We start from the raw sequence: 19,938 nt of genomic DNA, 5'->3' as shown, positions 1-19,938 counted from the left end.
AACGACGGCCGACGTGCACACGACCGGTTGCTCGGTCGTCAGGCGCCGAAGCCGGTGCGCTGCTCCCCGGACCGCGACGCGCGCAGGCGTGCACCCTTCGCGCGCGCCTGGTCGCCCAGGTCCGCCTGGAAGGCGACCATCTTGTCCCGCAGGCGCGCGGCGTCGTCGTCCGTGCCGGCCGCGAGGATGCGCGCGGCGAGCAGACCCGCGTTGCGCGCCCCGCCGACGGAGACCGTCGCGACGGGCACGCCCGCGGGCATCTGCACGATCGACAGGAGCGAGTCCATGCCGTCGAGGTGGCGCAGCGGCACGGGGACGCCGATCACGGGCAGCGGCGTCACGGCGGCGAGCATGCCCGGCAGGTGCGCCGCTCCGCCGGCGCCCGCGACGATCACGCGCAGACCGCGCTCGGCGGCGGTGCGGCCGTACTCGATCATCTCGACAGGCATGCGGTGGGCGGAGACGACGTCGACCTCGACGGGCACGCCGAACTCGGCGAGGGCGTCGGCCGCGGCCTCCATGACGGGCCAGTCGGAGTCCGACCCCATGACGATGCCGACGACAGGGTTCTCGCTCATGCTCGCTCCTCGTTCTCGGTGGCCTCGTCTGTGCTCGCGAGACGCTCGCCCCGCAGGATCGCGGCCGCGGCCAGGGCCCGACGCCGGACCTCGTCCAGGTCGTCGCCGCTCACGTTCACGTGCCCGAGCTTGCGCCCGGGGCGCACGCCCTTGCCGTACAGGTTGACCTTCGCGTCGGGGAAGGCGGCGAGGACGGCGGGCAGGGCGTCGGTGAGCTCGGCGAGCGTCGACCCGAGCACGTTCGCCATCACGGTCCAGGGCGCCGTGGCCGTCGTGTCGCCGAGCGGGAGGTCCAGCACCGCGCGCAGGTGCTGCTCGAACTGGCTCGTCACCGCGCCGTCGATGGTCCAGTGGCCGGAGTTGTGGGGACGCATCGCGAGCTCGTTGACCAGCACGCGCGGCCCGTCCGGACCCGCGGCCTCGAACATCTCGACCGCGAGGACGCCCGTGACGTCGAGCCCCTCCGCGATCCGCACCGCGACCTCGCGCGCGCGCTCCGCCTCGGCGTCGGTGAGCCCGGGCGCGGGAGCGATCACCTCGGCGCACACGCCGTCGCGCTGGATCGACTCCACCACGGGCCAGGTGCGGACCTCGCCGCGACCGTCGGGTCCGCCGGACGGACGGCGTGCGACGAGCACCGCGAGCTCGCGCGTGAAGGGCACCTTCTCCTCGACGAGCAGCTCGGGGCCGTCCGCGGCGGCCGCCTCGATCCACTCCGCGACCTGCTCGGCACCGCCCTCGGCGACCGACACGACGCGCACGCCCTTGCCGTCGTACCCGCCGCGCGCCGTCTTCACGACGGCCTCGCCCCCGACGTCGGCGAGGAACTCCGCGAGAGACGCGCGGGCGGCGTCGGGCGCGGTGGCGAGCGCTGCCCAGCGCGGGCACGGCACGCCGAGCTCGGTGAGCCGGCGCCGCATGACGATCTTGTCCTGCGCGTGCACGAGCGCGTCCGGACCGGGACGCACGGGCGTGCCGTGCTCGAGGAGGTCGGTGAGCAGCGCGTTCGGGACGTGCTCGTGCTCGAAGGTCAGCACGTCCGCCGGGGTGGCGCCCGCAGGGGCGATGAGCGAGCGGATCGCGGCCTCGTCGGACGCGACGCCCACGGGGGCGTCGACCACGACCTGGGCCGCGGACGAGTCCGGGGCCTCGACGAGCACGCGCAGGTGCACGCCGAGCTCTCCGGCCGCGGGGGCCATCATGCGTGCGAGCTGTCCTCCGCCGACCACGGCGATCACTGGGGCTGCCACGTGCACCCACCCTAGTGCCTGGGCGGCGCGTGCCCGCGCGTCGCCCGGACTCCGGACCGTCGGCTCCTCGGCCCCGCGACCCGGTGGCCGCCCCCCGGCACCCGGGCGACGCTCAGGAGCGGCCGGTAGCCTCGGGGGGTGACGAGCGACCTGGACCGGCGAGCCGAGGCCTCCGCGGCGGCCCTGCCGCGACGCGAGCGCGCGCTCGCCCGGGTGCGGGAGCTGGCCAAGTTCGGATCCGTCGGCGCGGTCGCCTACGTGGTCGACCTGGGCCTGTTCAACCTGCTCAGCTTCGGGCCGGGAGAGGTCCTCGGGCACAAGCCGCTCACCGCGAAGATCGTGTCGGTCGCGGTCGCGACGCTCGTCGCGTGGGTCGGCAACCGCTACTGGACGTTCTCCGCGCGCCGCACGCAGGCGCGCGGTCGCGAGCTCGCGGCCTTCGTCGTCGTCAACGTGGGCGGCATGCTCATCGCGGTCGGCTGCCTCGCGATCTCCACGTACGCGCTCGGCCTCACGTCCCCGCTCGCCAAGAACGTCTCCGCGAACGTCGTCGGGCTCGCGCTCGGCACCGCGTTCCGCTACGTCGCCTACCGACGCCTCGTGTTCACGGGCGACCGTGCGGAGGGCGCCCCCACCGCACCCCAGGACGCCACGGCACGCTGAGAGGTCCGGCGCAGCGTCCGCGGCGTGACGTCAGCCGCGGCGGCGGCGCCGACGCCGACCGTGCGCGGAGACCGCGACCCCCGTCGGCAGGACGACGCGCGGGTCCAGGCGCCGCGGCACACCTGCGAGGAAGAGCGCGAACACGGCCGGACGGCGCTGCGCGAGCTCGAGCCGACCGCCGTCGGACGCCGCGAGGTCACGAGCGAGCGCGAGCCCGAGGCCGGTCCCGGCACCCGAGGTCACCTCCCGCTCGAAGATGCGCGGCGCCAGATCGTCCGGGACGCCGGCGCCCTCGTCCGACACCTCCGTGACGATCGCGCCGCTCGTGCCCGACGGGCGCGCGCGGACCGTCGTCGTGCCGCCGCCGTGCTTGAGGGAGTTCTCGATGAGGGTCGCCAGGACCTGCGCGAGCGCCCCGGGCGTCGCGAGCACCTGGTACTCCGCGGGGACGTCGACGACGAGCTCGCGCCCCGCCTTGGCGAACGTCGGGACCCACTCCTCCTCCTGCTGGTGCACGACCTCGAGCAGGTTCACGGCCTCCGTCGTCCCGCCCTGCGCGCGACGCGAGGACGCCAGGAGGTCGTCGACGACGCCGACCAGGCGCTCGACCTGCTCGAGCGAGATCCGGGCCTCCTCCTGCACGGCCGGGTCGTCCGAGGCCATCGAGATCTCCTCGAGCCGCATGCTCAGCGCGGTGAGCGGCGTGCGGAGCTGGTGGGACGCGTCGGCGGCGAACTGGCGCTCCGCCGCGAGGCGCCCCGCGAGCCGGTCGGAGCTGCGGGCGAGCTCGGCGGCGACGAGGTCGATCTCCTCGACCCCCGACGGCTCGAGCCGCGGGCGCACCTGTCCCGAGCCGAGCTGCTCGGCGGAGGCCGCGAGGTAGACGAGGGGCGCGGCGATGCGGTTGGCCTGCCACACGGCCATGCCGATGCCCGCCGCGAACGCGACGATGGCGGCGGCCACGACGAGGAGCACGACCTGCGCGGCCTGGAGGTAGGCGTCCCAGTACGAGACGGTGAGGGTGACGAGCGCACCCGACTCGGAGTGCAGGGGCTGCTCGATCCCGCGTCCGGTGACCTCCGGGCCGGCGGTGAGCACGGTGCCGTCGGGCAGCGTGACGTAGACCTGGGCCGCCGGGTCGCTCGCGCGGGGCTGGACCGCGTCCTCGATGACGTAGTCCGGGATCTCGTCGCCGGCGGCGAGCCGGGCGTCGATCGACCGGGCGAGGCGCTCGACGCGCGACGTGACGTCGTCGACCTCGCCCTGGAGCACGAACCGCGCACCGTAGAACGCGAGCGGGAACCCGAGGAGGATGACGGCGACGGCCACGGCCGCCACCGTGGCCTGCAGCATCCGACGCCGCACGCTGCTCCTCGCTCCCCGTGTCCTCGTCCCCCGGTCGGGGCCGGTCAGCTCTCGCCGGTCTCGAAGCGGAACCCGAGCCCCCGGACCGTCGAGATGTACCGCGGCGCGTTCGCGTCGTCACCGAGCTTGCGGCGCAGCCACGACACGTGCATGTCGAGCGTCTTCGTCGAGCCGACCGGCTCGGAGCCCCACACGTCGCGCATGAGGGCGTCGCGCACGACGACGGACCCCGCGCTCGCCACGAGCACGCGCAGCAGCTCGAACTCCTTGGTGGTCAGGTGCAGCTCGCGCTCGCCCTGGAAGGCGCGGTGCGCGGAGACGTCGATGCGCACGTCCTGCGCGGCGAGCTCCTCCTCGTCCACCTGCTCGCCGTGCGAGCGGCGGAGCAGGGCCCGCACCCGGGCGAGCAGCTCGGCGAGCCGGAACGGCTTCGTGACGTAGTCGTCGGCGCCGGCGTCGAGGCCCACGACGAGGTCCACCTCGTCGGCCCGGGCCGTGAGCACGAGCACAGGGGTGGTCAGACCCTTGTGCCGGATCTCGCGCGCGACGTCGAGGCCGTCCATGTCCGGAAGGCCCAGATCGAGCACCACGATGTCCGCACCGCTCGCGGAGTCGATCGCCCCTTGACCAGTTCCTTGGACGACGACGTTGTAACCCTCACGTGTCAGTGCGCGCGCCAAAGGTTCGGCAATCGCCGGGTCGTCCTCCGCTAGCAGTACGTGGGTCATTCGCTCATGCTAGGGCATCAGTACGACTTCGGTCCCATCGTGTCCCGTGATCTCTGCGACCGTGGTGGGACGCCCTGCGACCGCCCCCTGCCTAGGCTGGAAGGCATGGGATGGTACGAGCGCCTCGGGCAGTGGTCCGACGAGCACCGGTTCGGTGTGGACCTCACCGTCACGCTCGTCCTCGCGGTGGTCTTCGTGCCCGCGTCGGCGGCGTTCTCGGCGGCCGGCGCGAGCGGGATCGGCACGAGCGGCGGCTGGGCGGCGTTCTGGGCCGCGCTCCTGCTCGCTCCCCTCCCGTGGCGTCGCGCGCGCCCGCTGGCCTCCGCGATCACGGTGTACTCCGTCGCGCTCGTCCACCTGCTCGCGGGCTACCTCCTGATCTTCCCCGCCGACTTCGCGGTGCTCGTCGCGCTCTACTCCGTCACGGTCTACGGCCCGCGCTGGGCGCACCGGACGGCTATCGTGTCCTCCCTCGTCGGAGCGGTCGTCCTCGGGATCGCGCTCGGCCTGCTGTCCGGTCGCCTCACCGACCTCGCGACGATGGTCTTCTTCACGTCCGCGTTCGGTGGCATGACCTTCCTCGCGGTCTGGGCGTTCGGCCTCGTGCGCCGCTCCCGCCGCGAGACGATCGCCGCGCTCGTCGACCGCGCGGAACGGCTCGAGGTCGAGCGCGACCAGCAGGCGCAGATCGCGACCGCCGCGGAGCGGGCCCGCATCGCGCGGGAGATGCACGACATCGTCGCCCACTCCCTGTCCGTCATCATCGCCCAGGCCGACGGCGGGCGGTACGCCGCCGCGCACGACCCGGACGCCGCGACGCGCGCGCTCGCGACCGTGTCCGAGACGGGGCGCACGGCGCTGGCGGACATGCGCCGGCTCCTCGGCGTCCTCCGCTCCGAGCCGCCGCGCGTCGTCGTGCCGCCGGGGGCCGCCGTCGGGCCCGGAGGGACGCTCGCGCTCCCCGCGGGGCGAGGAGCCGGCAGCGCGGCCACGGGCTCCCCCTACGGGCCGAGCGCGTCCGAGCAGCAGGCGCCGCCGAGCGGTGCGACGACGGCGCTCGAGCGAGCCCCGCAGCCGGACACCGCCGACCTCGAGGCGCTCGTCGCCCAGGTCCGCGACAGCGGCATGCGCGTGTCGTTCGTCCGCGTCGGGCAGTCGCGCCCGCTGCCGCCCGGGGCCGGCCTCACGGTCTACCGCGTGTGCCAGGAGGCGCTCACCAACGTGCTCAAGCACGCGGGCCCGGACCCCGAGGTCACCGTCGTCGTGCGGTGGGGGGCCACCACGCTCGACCTGGAGGTCGAGGACGACGGTCGCGGCGCGTCGACCGCCGCCGAGGCTCACCAGGACGCGCGGCCCGGCGGCTACGGCGTGCTGGGGATGCGCGAGCGGGCCGCGCTCTTCGGCGGGTCCGTGCAGGTGGGGCCGCGCGCGGGCGGGGGTTTCCGGGTGCACCTGCGCATCCCGGTCCCCCCGGCCCCCGGTGGTACGCCCCCGCCCGTCGCGGCACCGACGCCCGGCCCGGCGCGCCCGGTGCCGCCACCCGCACCCGCACCGTCGGGCAGGATGGGGCCCGGCCGGACGGCGCCGGCCGGCGCGGCTGCCCCGCCCCCACCGCCGCCCGCCTGACCACCGCCGCCCCGCGACCCGCACCGCCCGTAGCCGCTCGGACCGACAGGACACCATGACCGACGCCCTCCCCGCCCACGACGACGCGTACGCTCCGGAGCCGCACGAGCCCGTGCGCATCGCGCTCGTCGACGACCAGCAGCTCGTGCGCGCGGGCTTCCGCATGGTCATCGACTCGCAGCCGGACCTCACGGTCGCGGTCGAGGCGGGCGACGGGCTGCAGGCCCTGCGCCTGCTCGCCGACCACCCGGTCGACGTCGTACTCATGGACGTCCGCATGCCGCACCTCGACGGGCTCCAGACGACGGCCCGGCTCACGGCCGCGGCGGCCGACGGCGGGCACGCGCCCAAGGTCATCGTCCTCACCACGTTCGACCTCGACGAGTACGTGCTCGAGGCCATCCGCTCCGGCGCGAGCGGGTTCCTGCTCAAGGACGCGCCGCCCGAGGAGATGCTCGCCGCGATCCGCACGGTGCACCGCGGCGACGCCGTCATCGCGCCCTCGTCCACGCGGCGCCTGCTCGAGCACCTGGTGACCGCGCTGCCCGCCGAGCAGGTCGAGGACTCCCCCGCGCACGCCGCCGTCGAGGGCCTCACCGAGCGCGAGCGCGAGGTGCTCGTCCTCATGGCGCGCGGCCGGTCCAACACCGAGATCGCGAGCGACCTGTTCGTCGCCGAGGCCACGGTCAAGACGCACGTCGGCCGCATCCTCGCCAAGCTCGGCGCGCGCGACCGCGTCCAGGCGGTCGTCACGGCCTACGAGACGGGGCTGGTCCGGCCGGGCGCCTGACTCCCCTGCCCCCCGACGGCGCCCCACCGGTCCCGGACCCGTGGGGCGCCGTCGTGTCAGCCCTCGGCGCGGGTCGGGTACGACCACGGGATGACCCGCCTCCCGTGCAGGACCCGACCCTCGCCGGACGCGGCGGGGCGTGCCCGGTCCGTAGCGTCGTCCACGATCCCGACGCACGCCTCCGACCTGGTCGGTGCGAGCGCGCGACGGACCCGACGACGACCCTCGACGACGTACTCAGGAGATGACGTGGACACGACCGTGTACCGCCCCACCGACCCCGCCCCCGCCGGCCCGCCCGCGGTCCGGGCCCGCTCGCTGCGCAAGACCTACGGCACGGGCGAGGCGGCGGTGCACGCCCTCGACGGCGTGGACGTGGACTTCGAGCGCGGCCACTTCACGGCCATCATGGGCCCCTCGGGCTCGGGCAAGTCGACGCTCATGCACCTGCTCGCGGGGCTGGACACCGCGACGAGCGGGCACGCCTTCATCGGCGACACCGAGGTCACGGGCCTGAACGACAACGCGCTGACGCAGCTGCGCCGCGACCGGGTGGGCTTCGTGTTCCAGTCGTTCAACCTCCTGCCCATGTTCACGGCGGAGCAGAACATCGCGCTCCCCGTCGAGCTCGCGGGCGGCAAGGTCGACCGCGCGTGGTTCGACACGCTGGTCCGGACGCTCGGCCTCGAGGCGCGGCTGAACCACCGGCCGAGCGAGCTGTCCGGCGGGCAGCAGCAGCGCGTCGCCATCGCGCGCGCCCTCATCGCCGGGCCCGAGGTCGTCTTCGCCGACGAGCCGACGGGCAACCTGGACTCGCGCTCGGGCGCGGAGGTGCTGAGCTTCCTGCGCCGGTCGGTCCGTGAGCTCGGCCGCACGATCATCATGGTCACGCACGACCCGACCGCGGCCGCCTACGCGGACCGCGTCGTGCTCATCGCCGACGGGAGGATCGCGGGCGACATCAGCGACCCGACGCCCGAGTCGGTGCTCGCCGGGCTCGACGCCCTGCGCACGCTCGAGGCGCCGGGCGCCGACGGCTCCGCCCCCACGGCGTCGCAGGCGGTGCGCGCCTGATGCTCCGCCTCACCCTGGCGCAGATGCGCCGCAGCATCGGCCGCCTCGTCGCGGCCGGCGTCGCGATCGTCATCGGGACGGCGTTCGTCACGGCGACCCTGATCGCGGGCAACGTCATCACCCAGACCACGAACGACTCGATCGCGGCGCAGTTCGCGGACGCGGACCTCGTCGTCTCCGCGCCGAGCGACCTCACGGCGTCCGACGTGGACGCCCTGCGCTCGGTCCCGGGCGTCGACGCGGTGGACGCGGTCCAGTTCACCTACCTCGACCTGTCGCACGGCGCGAAGCGCGTGTTCCAGCTCGGCGTCCCCGCACCCTCCGACCCGCGCTTCGAGGCGCTCGAGGTCGTCGAGGGGTCGATGCCGACGGCGAGCGGGCAGGTCTCCCTGCCGACCGCCGTGGCCGAGCGCCTCGGCGTCGACATCGGCGACACCGTCACGAGCTCGCGCAACGTGTGGGACGACGCCGCGCCCGACGGCGGCGCGTACGAGGAGGTCCGCGACGAGCTGACCGTCGTCGGGACGACCGACGACCCCTACGGCGCGTACGCCCAGATGGGCGGAGCCGTCGTCGTCACGGCCGAGGACGTGTCCGCGTGGGAGTCGGCGCAGACCGCGCCGGACGACCCCGAGCGCACCTACTCCGCGGCGATGGTCGGCCTCGCGCCGGGCACCGACCTCGAGTCCGCGCGCACGGCCCTCGTCGCCGCGTCCCCGGACGAGGCCCAGGCCGTGACGCCCGACGAGCACGCCCAGGCGCAGGCCCGCAAGATGACCGGCGACCAGGACGTCTTCACCTACGTCATCCTCGGGTTCGCCGCGGTCGCGCTGCTCGTCGCGGCGCTCGTCATCGCGAACACGTTCCAGGTGCTCGTCGCCCAGCGCACGCGCACCCTCGCCCTCCTGCGGGCCGTCGGCGCCAACCGGTCGCAGCTCGCCCGGTCGGTCCTGACCGAGGCGACGATCCTCGGCGTCCTGTCCTCCGTGGGCGGCATCCTGCTGGGCGGCCTCCTCACGCAGGTCGCGCTCCTCGTGGCCCGTGGCGCCGACCTGGGCGTGCCGATCCCGGCCACGATCACGGTGACGCCCGCGGTCGTCCTCGTGCCGCTGCTCGTGGGGACGCTGGTGACGGTCGTCGCGTCGTTCGCCCCGGCGCGGGCCGCCACGCGCGTCGCTCCGCTCGAGGCGCTGCGCCCGGCCGACGCGCCGAGCCTCTCGCGCGGCGGCGGCCGCGTGCGTCTCGTGGTCGCGAGCCTGCTCACCCTCGGCGGCCTCGCGGTCCTCGGGGGCGGCATCTGGCTCGGCAGCACCGGCAACCCCGAGATCGGGCTCCTCGCGGGCGTCGCGGGCGGCGCCCTGTCGTTCGTCGGCGTGCTCGTCGGCGCGGTGTACTGGCTGCCGGGCGTCGTGTCCTTCGTGGGCCGGCTCCTCGCCGGCACGGGGTCGACGGCGCGGCTCGCCACCGCGAACACGCTGCGCAACCCGCGCCGGACCACGGCGACCAGCACCGCGCTGCTCATCGGCGTCACGCTCGTCGCGATGATGTCGACCGGCGCCGCGAGCGCCCGCACCTCGCTCGACGCGGCGCTCGACGACCAGTACCCCGTCGACGTCCTCGTCGCGACGGACGCCTACGGGTCGACGGGCGACGCCGTGCCGGACGACGTCGTGCGCTCCGTCGCGGGGACCGAGGGCGTCTCGCGCGTCGTCGAGCTCTCCGGGGTCACGGTCACGCTGCTCGACGGCGCCGAGATGACGATGCACGGCGTCGACCCGGACCAGGCGCGCGACGTCGTGCGCACGCCCGACGTGCTCGCGGCGTTCGCCCCCGGCACGGTCATGGTCCCCGAGGCGGACGCCGAGTCCTGGGACGTCGCGGAGGGCGACACGCTCGAGCTCACCGGGCCGGACGGGGCGACCCTCGAGGCGACCGCCCACGTCGGTGCCATCGGGTCCGGCTGGCTCCTCGACGCGGACGACGCGCGGACCCTGGACCCGGACGCCGTCGTGTCCCGGCTGTGGGTCGGGCTCGACGACACGGACGCGGCGACGCAGGTCGTGCCCGCGATCCAGGACGCGATCGTCGAGTCGGACACGCCCGTCGAGGTCGCCGGCATCGCGGTCGAGCGCGCGGCGATGCAGAGCGTCATCGACACGGTGCTCGGGGTCATCGTGGGGCTCCTCGCGGTCGCGGTCGTCATCGCGCTCATCGGCGTGGCGAACACGCTCTCGCTCTCCGTCATCGAGCGGCGCCGCGAGTCCGCGACGCTGCGCGCGATCGGGCTCAGCCGTGCCCAGCTGCGGTGGATGCTGGCGATCGAGGGCATGCTCATCGCGGGCGTGGGCGCGGTCCTCGGCATCGTGCTCGGTGTCCTGTACGGCTGGGCCGGGGCGGCGACGGCGCTGAGCGTCATGGGCGACGTGTCGCTCGCGGTGCCGTGGCGGGACGTCGCGCTCGTGCTCGTCGTCGCGCTCGTCGCCGGGCTCGTCGCGTCCGTCGTGCCCGGCCGGACGGCCGCCCGCACGTCGCCCGTCGCGGCGCTCTCCGTGGACTGAGCCGCGACCCGTCCGCCTGACGGCCGACGCGCGCCCCTGTGGACGGACCTCCGTCCACAGGGGCGCGCTCGTCCCCGGGCGCGGAGGCCGCCTCGTCGGGCACCATCGCGGCGTGCTGCCCGCCCCGCCGTCCCGCGTCACCCGCCCCGCGCCGTCCGCGCCCGAGCACGCCGGGCCACGGGGCGAGGCGTGGCTGCGCGTCACGGTGCACCCGGCCACGGACGTCCTGCTCCCGGCCGGGGCGCGCCTGGGCGACGTGCGCGCCGGTCTCGCCGAGCTCGTGTGCCGCCCGGAGCTGCGCACCGCCGCCCTGCTCGTGGACGGCGTCCCGGTCGACGACGACCAGCGCTGCGGGACCCGACCCCTGCTCCCCGGGGCGACGGTCGCCGTCGCGCCCGCCGACGGGAGGCCGGTCGCCGGAGCGGCCCGCCCGGACGCCGTGCTCGCCGCGCCGCTCCACGTGGCCGTCCTCGCCGGTGGGGACGCGGGGCGGCTCGTCGCCGTCCCGGACGGCACGGGCCGCACCCGGGTCGACGCGCTCGACGTCCGCCGACGCGGCACGCGCCGCGGCACACGGGTCCGCGTCCGTGCGCCGCGCGGCACCCGCCGCGTGCCCGACGACGCGGCGGTCCTCGTCGCACGACCTGCCCGGGCCGGTCGCCGGGTCGCCTCGTGGCGCACGGTGCGGTGGCGCGCGGGCGACGCCCTCGTGACGCCCCACGGCGCCTATGCCCTGCGCCCGCGCCCCGTCCTCGTGCACGGTCCCCGCACCGGCCCCGTCGGCCCGGCCTCGGTCGACGCGTCGCCGGGCCGGCCGAGCACCGGCCACCTCGCGACGGCGGCCGTGCCCGCGGTCGCGTCGCTCACCCTCGCCGTGACGTTCCGCCAGCCGCTGTACGCGCTGCTCGCCCTCGCCGGACCGCTGGCGCTCCTCGTCCCCGCGCTCGTCGAGGCTCGCCGACGCCGCGCGGCCCGCCGGGGTCGCAGAGGTCCGGGCTCCGACGTGAGGCGGTCGCCGGGCGGCGACGACGCGCGAGCGACGACGCCCGTCGACCCGTTGTGCCCTCGGCCCGCGGACGCGCTCACCTGGGCGACGGTCGCCCGCCTCGCACCGGTCGTCACGCCGCCTGGCGGGGCACGGTCGGTCCAGGGCGTGGACCCGAGCGGCGCCGCGGTCGAACCCGTCGCGCCCGTGCGGCTCCCCGACGGCTGCGTCGCCGTCGTCGGCCCCCGCGCCCTCGCGCTCGCCGCCGCGCGGGCCGTGCTCGGGGAGCTCCTGTCGGCGGGCGCCGTGGCGACGTTCCGGCACCCGCCGCACGCCGCGGCCGACTGGGCCTGGTGCCGGTGGCTACCGCACGCCGGCGCCGTCGGCTCGCTGGACGCCGCACGACCGCCGACCGGCCCGGCCGCCGTCCTCGTCGTCGACGGGGTGCCGCCCGCGGGCGAGCTCGCCCGGGCCTGGGAGCGGCTCAGGGCCGCGGGGACCGACCTGCTCCTCGTGCTCGACGACGTGGCCCGCGTCCCGGCGTGGTGCCGGACGGTCGTGGACGTGGCCGGCCCGACCGTCGTGGTCACCGGCCCGGACGACGCGCGCACCGAGCGCGAGCACGTCGGGGCGAGCGAGGAGTGGGCCGTCGCGCTCGCCCGTCGGCTCGCGGCGGCGGACCACCTCGGCCGCCTCGGCGGCACCGACCCGGCCGGGCACGACCCCGGCGACCCGACCTCGCCCTCGCTGCCGGCCGACGTCGCGCTCGGTGACCTCCTCGGCCTGCCGACGGAGCCGGACGACCTCGCCGCGTGGGTCGGCGCCCGCTGGCAGGACGCGGCGCGGCGCGACGGGACCGGCCTGCGGGTCGTGCTCGGCGTCGGCTCCGGGGGCGCACCGGTGACGGTCGACCTCGTCCGCGACGGCCCGCACGTGCTCGTCGCCGGGACCACGGGAGCGGGCAAGTCGGAGCTCCTCCAGACCCTCGTCGCGGGGCTCGCGCTCGCGCGCTCGCCGGCGGAGCTGTCGTTCGCGCTCGTCGACTTCAAGGGCGGCGCGAGCTTCGGGGCGTGCAGTCTCCTGCCGCACGTCGTGGGCACGGTGACCGACCTCGACCCGGGCCTCGCCGGTCGCGCGCTCGCCGGGCTGCGGTCCGAGCTGCGGCGGCGCGAGCGCGTGCTCGCCGTGGCGGGCGCGACCAGCGTCGACGAGCTCCCCCGAGGACGGCTGCCACGGCTCGTCGTCGTGGTGGACGAGTTCCGTGCGCTCGCCGACGACCTGCCCGACCTGCTGCCCGGCCTGCTGCGCGTCGCCGCCCAGGGCCGCTCCCTCGGCGTGCACCTCGTCCTGGCGACGCAGCGGCCCGCCGGGGCGGTGAGCGCCGACGTGCGGGCCAACATCACCCTGCGCCTCGCCCTGCGGGTGGTCGACGTCGCGGACTCGCGCGACGTCGTCGAGTCTCCGCTGGCGGCGCTCGTCCCGGCGTCGGCGCCGGGGCGGCTCGTCCTGCGCCGGGGTGCCGAACCTCCGCTCGCGGTGCAGTGCGCCCGGGCCGGGGCTCCGGCGCGCGCCTCGGCGTCGGGTGCACGCGACGCTCCTCCGTGGGGCGTCGCACGAGGGCTCGACCGCGAACCCTCCCCCGTGCACGACGACTGCCACGCGCCCGGCGCGGGAGCAGCTCGGCCCGCTGACGACCGGCTCCCCCGGATCGTGGCCGCGGCCCGCGACGTCGCGGAGCGCGCCGGCCTGCGCCCGGGGCCGCCGCCGTGGCTGCCCGCCCTGCCCGACCGGGTCGGGCAGGACGACCTCGCCGCCGTCGCGCGCGCGGCGGGCGCGACGGCGCATGACGGCGAGCTCGGGGCCGGTGTCCCGCAGGAGGACCCTGCGGGCCCGCGGGACGGTCGGTCCGGCCCCTTGGGTGACGAGGTGCTGTCCGGGGTGGCGGCGCTGCCCGTGGCGCTCGGCGACGACCCCGACCTGCAACGCCGGACCGTCGTCCGGTGGGACCCCCGCGACGGGCACCTCGCGGTGCTGGGCCGCGCACGCTCGGGCCGCACGACGGCGCTGCGGACCGTGGGACGGGCCGCGCTCGCGCGCGGGTGGACGGTCCACGCCGTCGGGTCGGGGCTCGCGGACCTCGCGACCCACCCGGGGGCGGGGACGATCGTCGACCGCGACGACCCGCGCCGTCTCGTCCGCCTCCTGCGGCTGCTCGCCGGTCACGACGACGGCCAGGCGCGCCCCGCGGGGACCGACGACCCGACCGACCGGGTGCTCCTCCTCGTGGACGACGTCGACGCCGTGCGGTCGGTCCTCGCGGGGGTGGCGGGCGGTGCCGGCGCCGACGCGCTCACGGACGTGCTCGCCGGCCCCGCCGCGGTCGCCGTGGGGTGCGGCAGCGCGGCGGTGGCGGGGCTGTCGTCGCTGGTCGGGGTGCGCGCGGTCATGGTCTCGCGCGACCGTCACGACGACGTGGCGCTGGGCGTGCCCTCGGCGCTCGCCGGGCGCGGAGGTCCGGCGGGGCGCGCCGTGTGGCTCGGTCCCGGCGAACCGGTCCTGTGCCAGGTCGCCCTCCCCGCGCAACCGCCGCCGCGCCTCGCGCCCGGGAGGGCGCCGCTCCCGGCCGCCGCCGGGCCGGGCGCACCGGACCGAGACGCGCGGCCCCGAGGCTTCCGACTCCTGCCGCTGCCCGCGCGGGTCGTCCCCGCCGACCTCGCGGATCCCGGTCCGCTCCGTGCGGCGGACCGTCCACGCCCGACGTCGGACGCGCTCCACGTCCCGGTGGGGCGGGGCGGCGACACGGCCGCCACGGTCACGCTGGACGTGTCGGGCGGAGCGCTCGTCGTCGGCCCGCCGGGCTCGGGGCGCACGAACGCGCTGACCCTGCTCGCGCGGCACGTCGCGCGCGCGGGCGCCCTGCGTGCGGTGGTCGCTCGCGACGACGCGCTCGCCGCGGCCGCTGGACCCCGGACGCGCGTGGTCCGCCGGTACGCGCCGGCCGACGTCGGCGCGCTCCTCGACGCCGTCGCCGCCGGCACGCGCGAGACCGGGCAGGAGGACGCGCGCGAGAACGGTCCGCCGGTGCCGCCCGGCGTGGTCGTGGTCGACGACCTGGACCTCCTCGTCCAGCTCTGCGTGGTCGAGGGCGAACGGCTCGCGGCGGCCTGCCGGGACGGCCTCGTGCTCCTCGCGTCCGCGACGACCGGCGGAGCCGCGTCGGCGCTGCGCGGCCCGCTCGCGGACCTGCGCGGCGTGCGCGTCGGCATCGTCCTGGCGCCGGGTGAGCGCGGCAGCACCGAGGTGTTCGGTCGTGGCCTCGAGTGGCTCGCCGAGCCGGGGCGGCCGCGACCCGGCCGCGGCGTGCTCGTCCAGGGTGCCCGGCTCACCCCGGTGCAGCTCGCGCTGCCCTCGGCGGGCGGTCGAGCCTCAGGGACGTCCGGTCACGCCCAGCCGGGGCATGAGGCGTGACGCACCGGGTGCCCGGGTGTCCGGCGCGGCCCTGGTGTCAGGCCGCGGCCCGCGAGTCACGGGTCGTCGCCTCGACGACCGGCCGCAGCATGAGGAGGACGAAGACCACCACGGCGAGCACGAGCGCGGCGACGACCCACGGCGTGACGCCCACCTGGAGCGAGCTGATCGCCACGACCGCCTGGAGGATCTGCCACGTCGCGACCGGCGACCGCGCCCAGCGCTGCCCGCGCAGCAGGCCGCGCAGGCTCGCCGCGAGCACCGCGGCGACGCCCAGCGCGAAGACGACGAGGAACACGCTGACCCCGAACGACTGCGACCCGCCGCGCACGAGCTCGACGAGGAGGAGGACCGCACCCACGGCGAGGACCGCGACCTCGATCCCGACCCCGACGACGAGCGCGGTCAGCGCCGGGGGTCGCGACGCGCCGTCGGGCGCCGGTGAAGGCGTCGTCGGCGGCTGCTCGGGCGGCTGTCCGGAGGGCTTGCGAGGAGGCACGATCACCCAGCGTACGCGCCGACCTGCGGCTTCACACCCGTGTGACGAAGACCTCACGATTCATGCGATGGAAACTCTCTCGTAACCCCTTGTGCTGCGCTTCACGAGGTGTGAACCTGGTTCAAGCATCAATCACCCCCCGCCTCGAGCCCTGGTCCAGGCAGCCCCCTGCCGGGCATCACCGCGACGAGCCATCACCTCGCGACCAGGCTCCCCTCTGCCAAGGAGACGACGATCATGGACTGGCGCCACCGCGCAGCCTGCCTCGACGAAGACCCCGAGCTCTTCTTCCCCATCGGCAACACCGGACCCGCGCTCCTCCAGATCGAGGAGGCGAAGGCCGTCTGCCGTCGCTGCGACGTCGTCGACACGTGCCTCAAGTGGGCCATCGAGTCCGGGCAGGACGCGGGCGTCTGGGGCGGCCTCTCCGAGGACGAGCGCCGCGCCCTCAAGCGCCGCACCGCCCGCGCGCGCCGCGCCGGCTGACCACGCTCCGCCCTGCACGGGCGTCGAGCAGCACGTCGACGACGGGCCGTCACCCTCCGGGGTGGCGGCCCGTCGTCGTGCCGGGCGGTCGTGCCAGGCAGTCGTGCGCCGGGCCCGAGGGGCTCAGCCCTGCCGGTTGCCGTCGCGCAGGACGAGCGCGAGCACGACCTGCGTGCCCCCGCCGGGACGTGGCGACCACTCGATGGTGCCGCCGAGCTCGTTCGTCACGAGCGTGCGCACGATCTGCGTCCCCAGCCCGCTCTTCGCGGCCTTGCCCGCCCGGGCGACGTCGCCGTCGGGCATGCCGACGCCGTCGTCCGCGACCACGATGCGCAGGGCGGAGCCCTCGCGCTCGACCGCGACCTCGACCGTCCCGGTCTCCTGCTTCGCGAGGCCGTGCTCGACGGCGTTGGTGACGAGCTCGGTGAGGATGAGGGCGAGCGGGGTGGCGTCCTCCGCGGGCACGAGCCCGAAGCTCCCGGTGCGGACGGTGCGCACGCTCGTGTCGGCCGACGCGACGTCGGCGGCGAGGCGCAGGGCCCGGCCCACCATGTCGTCGAACTCGACCTCCTCGTCGAGCGTCTGCGACAGGCTCTCGTGCACGAGCGCGATCGTCGCGACGCGGCGCATGGCCTCCTCGAGGGCTGCGCGCGCCTCGGGGACGTCCATACGGCGGGCCTGGAGGCGCAGGAGCGCGGCGACGGTCTGGAGGTTGTTCTTCACGCGGTGGTGGATCTCGCGGATCGTCGCGTCCTTGGTGATGAGCTCGCGCTCGCGCCGCCGCAGCTCCGACACGTCGCGACAGAGCAGCACGGCACCGATGCGCTGACCCGACTCGGTCAGCGGGAGCGCGCGCAGCGAGAGCGCGACGCGCTGCGCCTCGATCTCCGTGCGCCAGGGCGCGCGCCCCATGACGACGAGCGGGAGCGACTCGTCGACCGGGGTCTGGTGCTCGATGAGGTCGGCCGTCACCTCCGCGAGCGACCGACCGACGAGCGGGCCGATGACGCCGAGGCGGTGGAAGCAGCTCAGCGCGTTGGGGCTCGCGTAGAGGACCTCGCCCTCGGAGTTGAGGCGGATGAGGCCGTCGCCGACGCGCGGGGCGCCGCGGCGCGGTCCCGTCGCCGCGTTCGGGAAGGGGAACTCGCCGCGCGAGATCATCGCGATGAGGTCGTCCGCGGCCTCGACGTAGTTGAGCTCGAGGCGGGAGGGCGTGCGCCCGCTCCCGAGGTTGGTCTGCCGCGCGACGACGGCGATCGCCCGGCCCTCGTGGACGACCGGGATCGCCTCCTCGCGGACCGCGTACGCGCCGAACCAGCGCGGCTCGCGCGAACGCTGCGACCGGGCCTCGGTGAGGGCGCGCTCGAGCTGCGGGCGCTGCCCCTCCGGCGCGAACGAGCCGACGATGTCGTCGTAGTGGACGGTCGCGCCGGTCGACGGGCGGCACTGCGAGACGGCGACGAAGTTGCCGTCGGTCGTGGGGAGCCACAGGACCAGGTCCGCGAAGGCGAGGTCGGAGATCACCTGCCAGTCGCCCACGAGCAGGTGCAACCACTCGTTGTCCGCCGGGCTGAGGTCGGCGTGGCGGGAGATGAGGTCACTCATGGCAGACACGGACCCCAGCGTAGAGGGGTCGGACCGGTAGAGTCCCCTCAGCGCCCGCGCGCGCGGTCGCCCGAACCCGCCGACCGACCCGGCGGCCGCCCGCACGGGTCGGCGGCACGTCGGCCCGTGGCCCGAGGAGGTCCCGTGCACCTGAGCGTCGAGCTCCGCTACCCCGCTGCCGTCCCCGAGGTCGGCGCGATGCTCGCGGACGAGGAGTTCGTCCGCTGGCGCGCCGCGCGCTCGGGCGGCGCCGACGCCCGAGTCGAGCAGGTCGACGTCACCGGCGGTGCCGCCGAGGGGTTCACCGTGACCGTGCGTCGCACGCTGCCCACCGACCAGATCCCGGCCCACGTCCGGTCCTTCGTCGGGGGCCAGCTCGAGCTCCGCCAGGCCGAGGCGTGGGAACCCGAGCGCGACGGCGAGCGGTCGGGGACCGTGTCGCTCGAGATCACCGGCGCCCCCGTGCGGCTCACCGGGACGGTGACGCTCTCCCCCGACGGCGACGGGACCGTCGAGCGTTACACGGGCGAGGTGAAGGCCTCGGTGCCGCTGTTCGGCGGCGCGATCGAGCAGGCGGCCGCGGAGGCCGTCCGCGCGGCGCTCGCGGCGGAGGAGGCCGCGGGCCGGGAATGGCTCGCGCGCTGACGCGGCGCACCGGCGCCCGAGCCGCCGCGGAACCGGTCTCGAACCGGTAACGATTTCCGCCAAACCCTACCGATCGGTCGGTCCGGAAACGCCTGTGACCTGCGAAGACGCCGGAGTGGGAGCGCAACCACGCCTTCCCCGTCGCGACCGCGGCTTGACACGGGTTCCGATGGGAAAGCACGATCACCCCGTTGTGTGGAAGCGCTACCACATTCGGAGGTGGGAGCGCTGCCACGACCCCGCCCCACCGACAAGGGAGTCACCGTGCTGAGCAGCACCCGTACGACCCGCCGGCCCCGCAAGGCGATCACCGCCGTCGCAGGCCTCGCGGCCATCACCCTCACCCTGACCGCGTGCTCGAGCGGCTCCGGCTCGAACGGCGCCGAGACGGGCTCCGACGACGAGAAGATCACGCTCACCGTCGCCACGTTCAACGACTTCGGGTACACCGACGAGCTCCTCGCCGCGTACACCGAGGAGCACCCGAACGTCACCGTCAAGCAGACCAAGGCGGCGAAGTCCGAGGACGCGCGCACCAACCTCACGACCAAGCTCGCCGCCGGCGGCGAGGGCCTGGCGGACATCGAGGCCATCGAGGTCGACTGGCTCCCCGAGCTCATGCAGTTCCCCGACCTCTTCACCGACCTCACGGACCCGTCGCTCGACGGCCGCTGGGTGGACTGGAAGGTCCAGCAGGCGACGACGCCGGACGGCAAGCTCATCGGCTACGGCACCGACATCGGCCCGAGCGCGATCTGCTACCGCCAGGACCTCTTCGAGGCCGCCGGCCTTCCGACCGACCCCGCCGAGGTGGCGGAGCTCCTCGGCGGCGAGGACGCGACCTGGGACGACTACTTCGCCGCGGGCGCGACCTTCGTCGCCGCGAGCGACGCCGCCTGGTACGACTCCGCGATGTCGATCTCCCAGGCGATGGTCAACCAGATCGACAACGCGTACGAGGAGGCCGACGGCACGCCCAAGGACCTCGCGTCGAACCAGCCGATCATCGACATCTACGACACGGTCGTCGAGCAGTCGACGACGAACGGCCTGTCCGCGGGCCTCGAGCAGTGGTCCGGTGACTGGGACGCCGCGTTCCAGAACAACGGCTTCGCGACGATGATCTGCCCGGCCTGGATGACCGGCCCGATCGAGGAGCGCTCCGGCGGCGTCACCGGCTGGAACGTCGCCGACGTCTTCCCCGGCGGCGGTCTCAACTGGGGTGGCTCGTTCCTCACCGTCCCGGCCTCCGGCCCGCACGCCGAGGCGGCCAAGGAGCTCGCGGCGTGGCTCACGGACCCGGCGCAGCAGACGACCGCGTTCGAGAACGCCGGCACGTTCCCGTCGCAGCTCGAGGCGCAGGAGTCCGACGCCGTGCAGTCGTTCACGAACGACTTCTTCAACGACGCCCCTGTCGGCACGATCTTCGTGAACCGGGCGCTCGCGATCGACAGCGCTCCGTTCAAGGGCGCGCACTACTTCTCGATCCACACGACCGTCCAGGACGGCATCAAGCGCGTGGACGTCGAGAAGACCGACGACGCCGCGTCCTCGTGGCAGAAGACGCTCCAGTCCTTCCAGGACCTGGGTCTGTGACCTGACGGGGCCGGGGCGGCAC

At 75.7% G+C, this 19,938-nt stretch carries 15 protein-coding genes; 9 read left to right on the top strand and 6 right to left on the bottom strand.

The window, feature by feature from the left end; all coding sequences use genetic code 11:
• Positions 1–38 precede the first annotated feature (38 nt).
• Positions 39–578, bottom strand: coding sequence for a 5-(carboxyamino)imidazole ribonucleotide mutase (purE, locus tag JN535_RS12265; RefSeq protein ID WP_205205842.1), 540 nt, complete (start codon positions 576–578; stop codon positions 39–41).
• Positions 575–1,828, bottom strand: coding sequence for a 5-(carboxyamino)imidazole ribonucleotide synthase (locus JN535_RS12260; protein ID WP_205205841.1), 1,254 nt, complete (start codon positions 1,826–1,828; stop codon positions 575–577). Before JN535_RS12260 ends, purE begins: the two co-directional genes overlap by 4 nt.
• A 138-nt stretch (positions 1,829–1,966) precedes the next feature.
• Between JN535_RS12260 and JN535_RS12255 the strand changes: the two genes are divergently transcribed.
• A complete protein-coding gene (locus JN535_RS12255; protein WP_307868649.1) occupies positions 1,967–2,491 on the top strand; it encodes a GtrA family protein in 525 nt (174 codons plus the stop codon).
• Between the two features lie 30 nt (positions 2,492–2,521).
• Here the strand turns inward: JN535_RS12255 and JN535_RS12250 are convergent, their stop codons facing one another.
• Complete coding sequence (locus JN535_RS12250) at positions 2,522–3,856, bottom strand: ATP-binding protein (RefSeq protein WP_205205840.1); 1,335 nt, start codon at positions 3,854–3,856, stop codon at positions 2,522–2,524.
• Positions 3,857–3,900: 44 nt separating this feature from the next.
• Positions 3,901–4,584: a response regulator transcription factor gene (locus JN535_RS12245; protein ID WP_031316534.1), complete on the bottom strand. Its 684-nt coding sequence runs from the start codon at positions 4,582–4,584 to the stop codon at positions 3,901–3,903.
• A 105-nt stretch (positions 4,585–4,689) separates the two neighbouring features.
• On the opposite strand from JN535_RS12245, the gene JN535_RS12240 reads away from it, so the two are divergent.
• From JN535_RS12240 to JN535_RS12220, 5 genes are all read left to right on the top strand, one after another.
• The gene (locus JN535_RS12240) at positions 4,690–6,210 is read left to right on the top strand and encodes a sensor histidine kinase (RefSeq protein ID WP_205205839.1); all 1,521 of its coding nucleotides are present in this window, start codon (positions 4,690–4,692) and stop codon (positions 6,208–6,210) included.
• Positions 6,211–6,265: 55 nt separating this feature from the next.
• Positions 6,266–7,000 (top strand): response regulator, encoded by a 735-nt coding sequence (locus JN535_RS12235; RefSeq protein WP_205205838.1) that lies wholly within the window; start codon positions 6,266–6,268, stop codon positions 6,998–7,000.
• Between the two features lie 249 nt (positions 7,001–7,249).
• Complete coding sequence (locus JN535_RS12230; protein ID WP_205205837.1) at positions 7,250–8,074, top strand: ABC transporter ATP-binding protein; 825 nt, start codon at positions 7,250–7,252, stop codon at positions 8,072–8,074.
• A gap of 23 nt (positions 8,075–8,097) precedes the next feature.
• The gene (locus tag JN535_RS12225; protein WP_240201061.1) at positions 8,098–10,632 is read left to right on the top strand and encodes an ABC transporter permease; all 2,535 of its coding nucleotides are present in this window, start codon (positions 8,098–8,100) and stop codon (positions 10,630–10,632) included.
• A 112-nt stretch (positions 10,633–10,744) separates the two neighbouring features.
• On the top strand, positions 10,745–15,085 hold the full coding sequence (locus tag JN535_RS12220) for an FtsK/SpoIIIE domain-containing protein (RefSeq protein ID WP_205205835.1): 4,341 nt from the start codon (positions 10,745–10,747) through the stop codon (positions 15,083–15,085).
• A gap of 37 nt (positions 15,086–15,122) precedes the next feature.
• Here JN535_RS12220 and JN535_RS12215 read toward each other — a convergent pair whose 3' ends face one another.
• Positions 15,123–15,584 (bottom strand): hypothetical protein, encoded by a 462-nt coding sequence (locus JN535_RS12215; RefSeq protein WP_205205834.1) that lies wholly within the window; start codon positions 15,582–15,584, stop codon positions 15,123–15,125.
• A gap of 237 nt (positions 15,585–15,821) precedes the next feature.
• On the opposite strand from JN535_RS12215, the gene JN535_RS12210 reads away from it, so the two are divergent.
• Positions 15,822–16,070 (top strand): WhiB family transcriptional regulator, encoded by a 249-nt coding sequence (locus tag JN535_RS12210; protein WP_021481972.1) that lies wholly within the window; start codon positions 15,822–15,824, stop codon positions 16,068–16,070.
• A 123-nt stretch (positions 16,071–16,193) separates the two neighbouring features.
• On the opposite strand, the gene JN535_RS12205 is transcribed toward JN535_RS12210, so the two are convergent.
• The gene (locus JN535_RS12205; RefSeq protein WP_205206000.1) at positions 16,194–17,675 is read right to left on the bottom strand and encodes a sensor histidine kinase; all 1,482 of its coding nucleotides are present in this window, start codon (positions 17,673–17,675) and stop codon (positions 16,194–16,196) included.
• Between the two features lie 144 nt (positions 17,676–17,819).
• On the opposite strand from JN535_RS12205, the gene JN535_RS12200 reads away from it, so the two are divergent.
• Complete coding sequence (locus JN535_RS12200) at positions 17,820–18,320, top strand: DUF2505 domain-containing protein (protein WP_205205833.1); 501 nt, start codon at positions 17,820–17,822, stop codon at positions 18,318–18,320.
• Positions 18,321–18,584: 264 nt separating this feature from the next.
• Positions 18,585–19,916: an ABC transporter substrate-binding protein gene (locus JN535_RS12195; RefSeq protein WP_205205832.1), complete on the top strand. Its 1,332-nt coding sequence runs from the start codon at positions 18,585–18,587 to the stop codon at positions 19,914–19,916.
• The last annotated feature ends 22 nt before the right edge of the window (positions 19,917–19,938 follow it).

Source organism: Cellulosimicrobium cellulans, from assembly GCF_016921195.1.
GTDB classification, from domain to species: domain Bacteria; phylum Actinomycetota; class Actinomycetes; order Actinomycetales; family Cellulomonadaceae; genus Cellulosimicrobium; species Cellulosimicrobium cellulans_F.
This window is presented reverse-complemented; position numbering and strand designations above follow the sequence as displayed.

Bases quoted from the DNA above. Each gene is read 5' to 3' on its own strand.
- JN535_RS12240 (WP_205205839.1), top strand. From the start codon at position 4,690: ATGGGATGGTACGAGCGCCTCGGGCAGTGGTCCGACGAGCACCGGTTC.
- JN535_RS12235 (WP_205205838.1), top strand. From the start codon at position 6,266: ATGACCGACGCCCTCCCCGCCCACGACGACGCGTACGCTCCGGAGCCG.
- JN535_RS12245 (WP_031316534.1), bottom strand. From the start codon at position 4,584: ATGACCCACGTACTGCTAGCGGAGGACGACCCGGCGATTGCCGAACCT.
- purE (WP_205205842.1), bottom strand. From the start codon at position 578: ATGAGCGAGAACCCTGTCGTCGGCATCGTCATGGGGTCGGACTCCGAC.
- JN535_RS12225 (WP_240201061.1), top strand. From the start codon at position 8,098: ATGCGCCGCAGCATCGGCCGCCTCGTCGCGGCCGGCGTCGCGATCGTC.
- JN535_RS12205 (WP_205206000.1), bottom strand. From the start codon at position 17,675: ATGAGTGACCTCATCTCCCGCCACGCCGACCTCAGCCCGGCGGACAAC.
- JN535_RS12210 (WP_021481972.1), top strand. From the start codon at position 15,822: ATGGACTGGCGCCACCGCGCAGCCTGCCTCGACGAAGACCCCGAGCTC.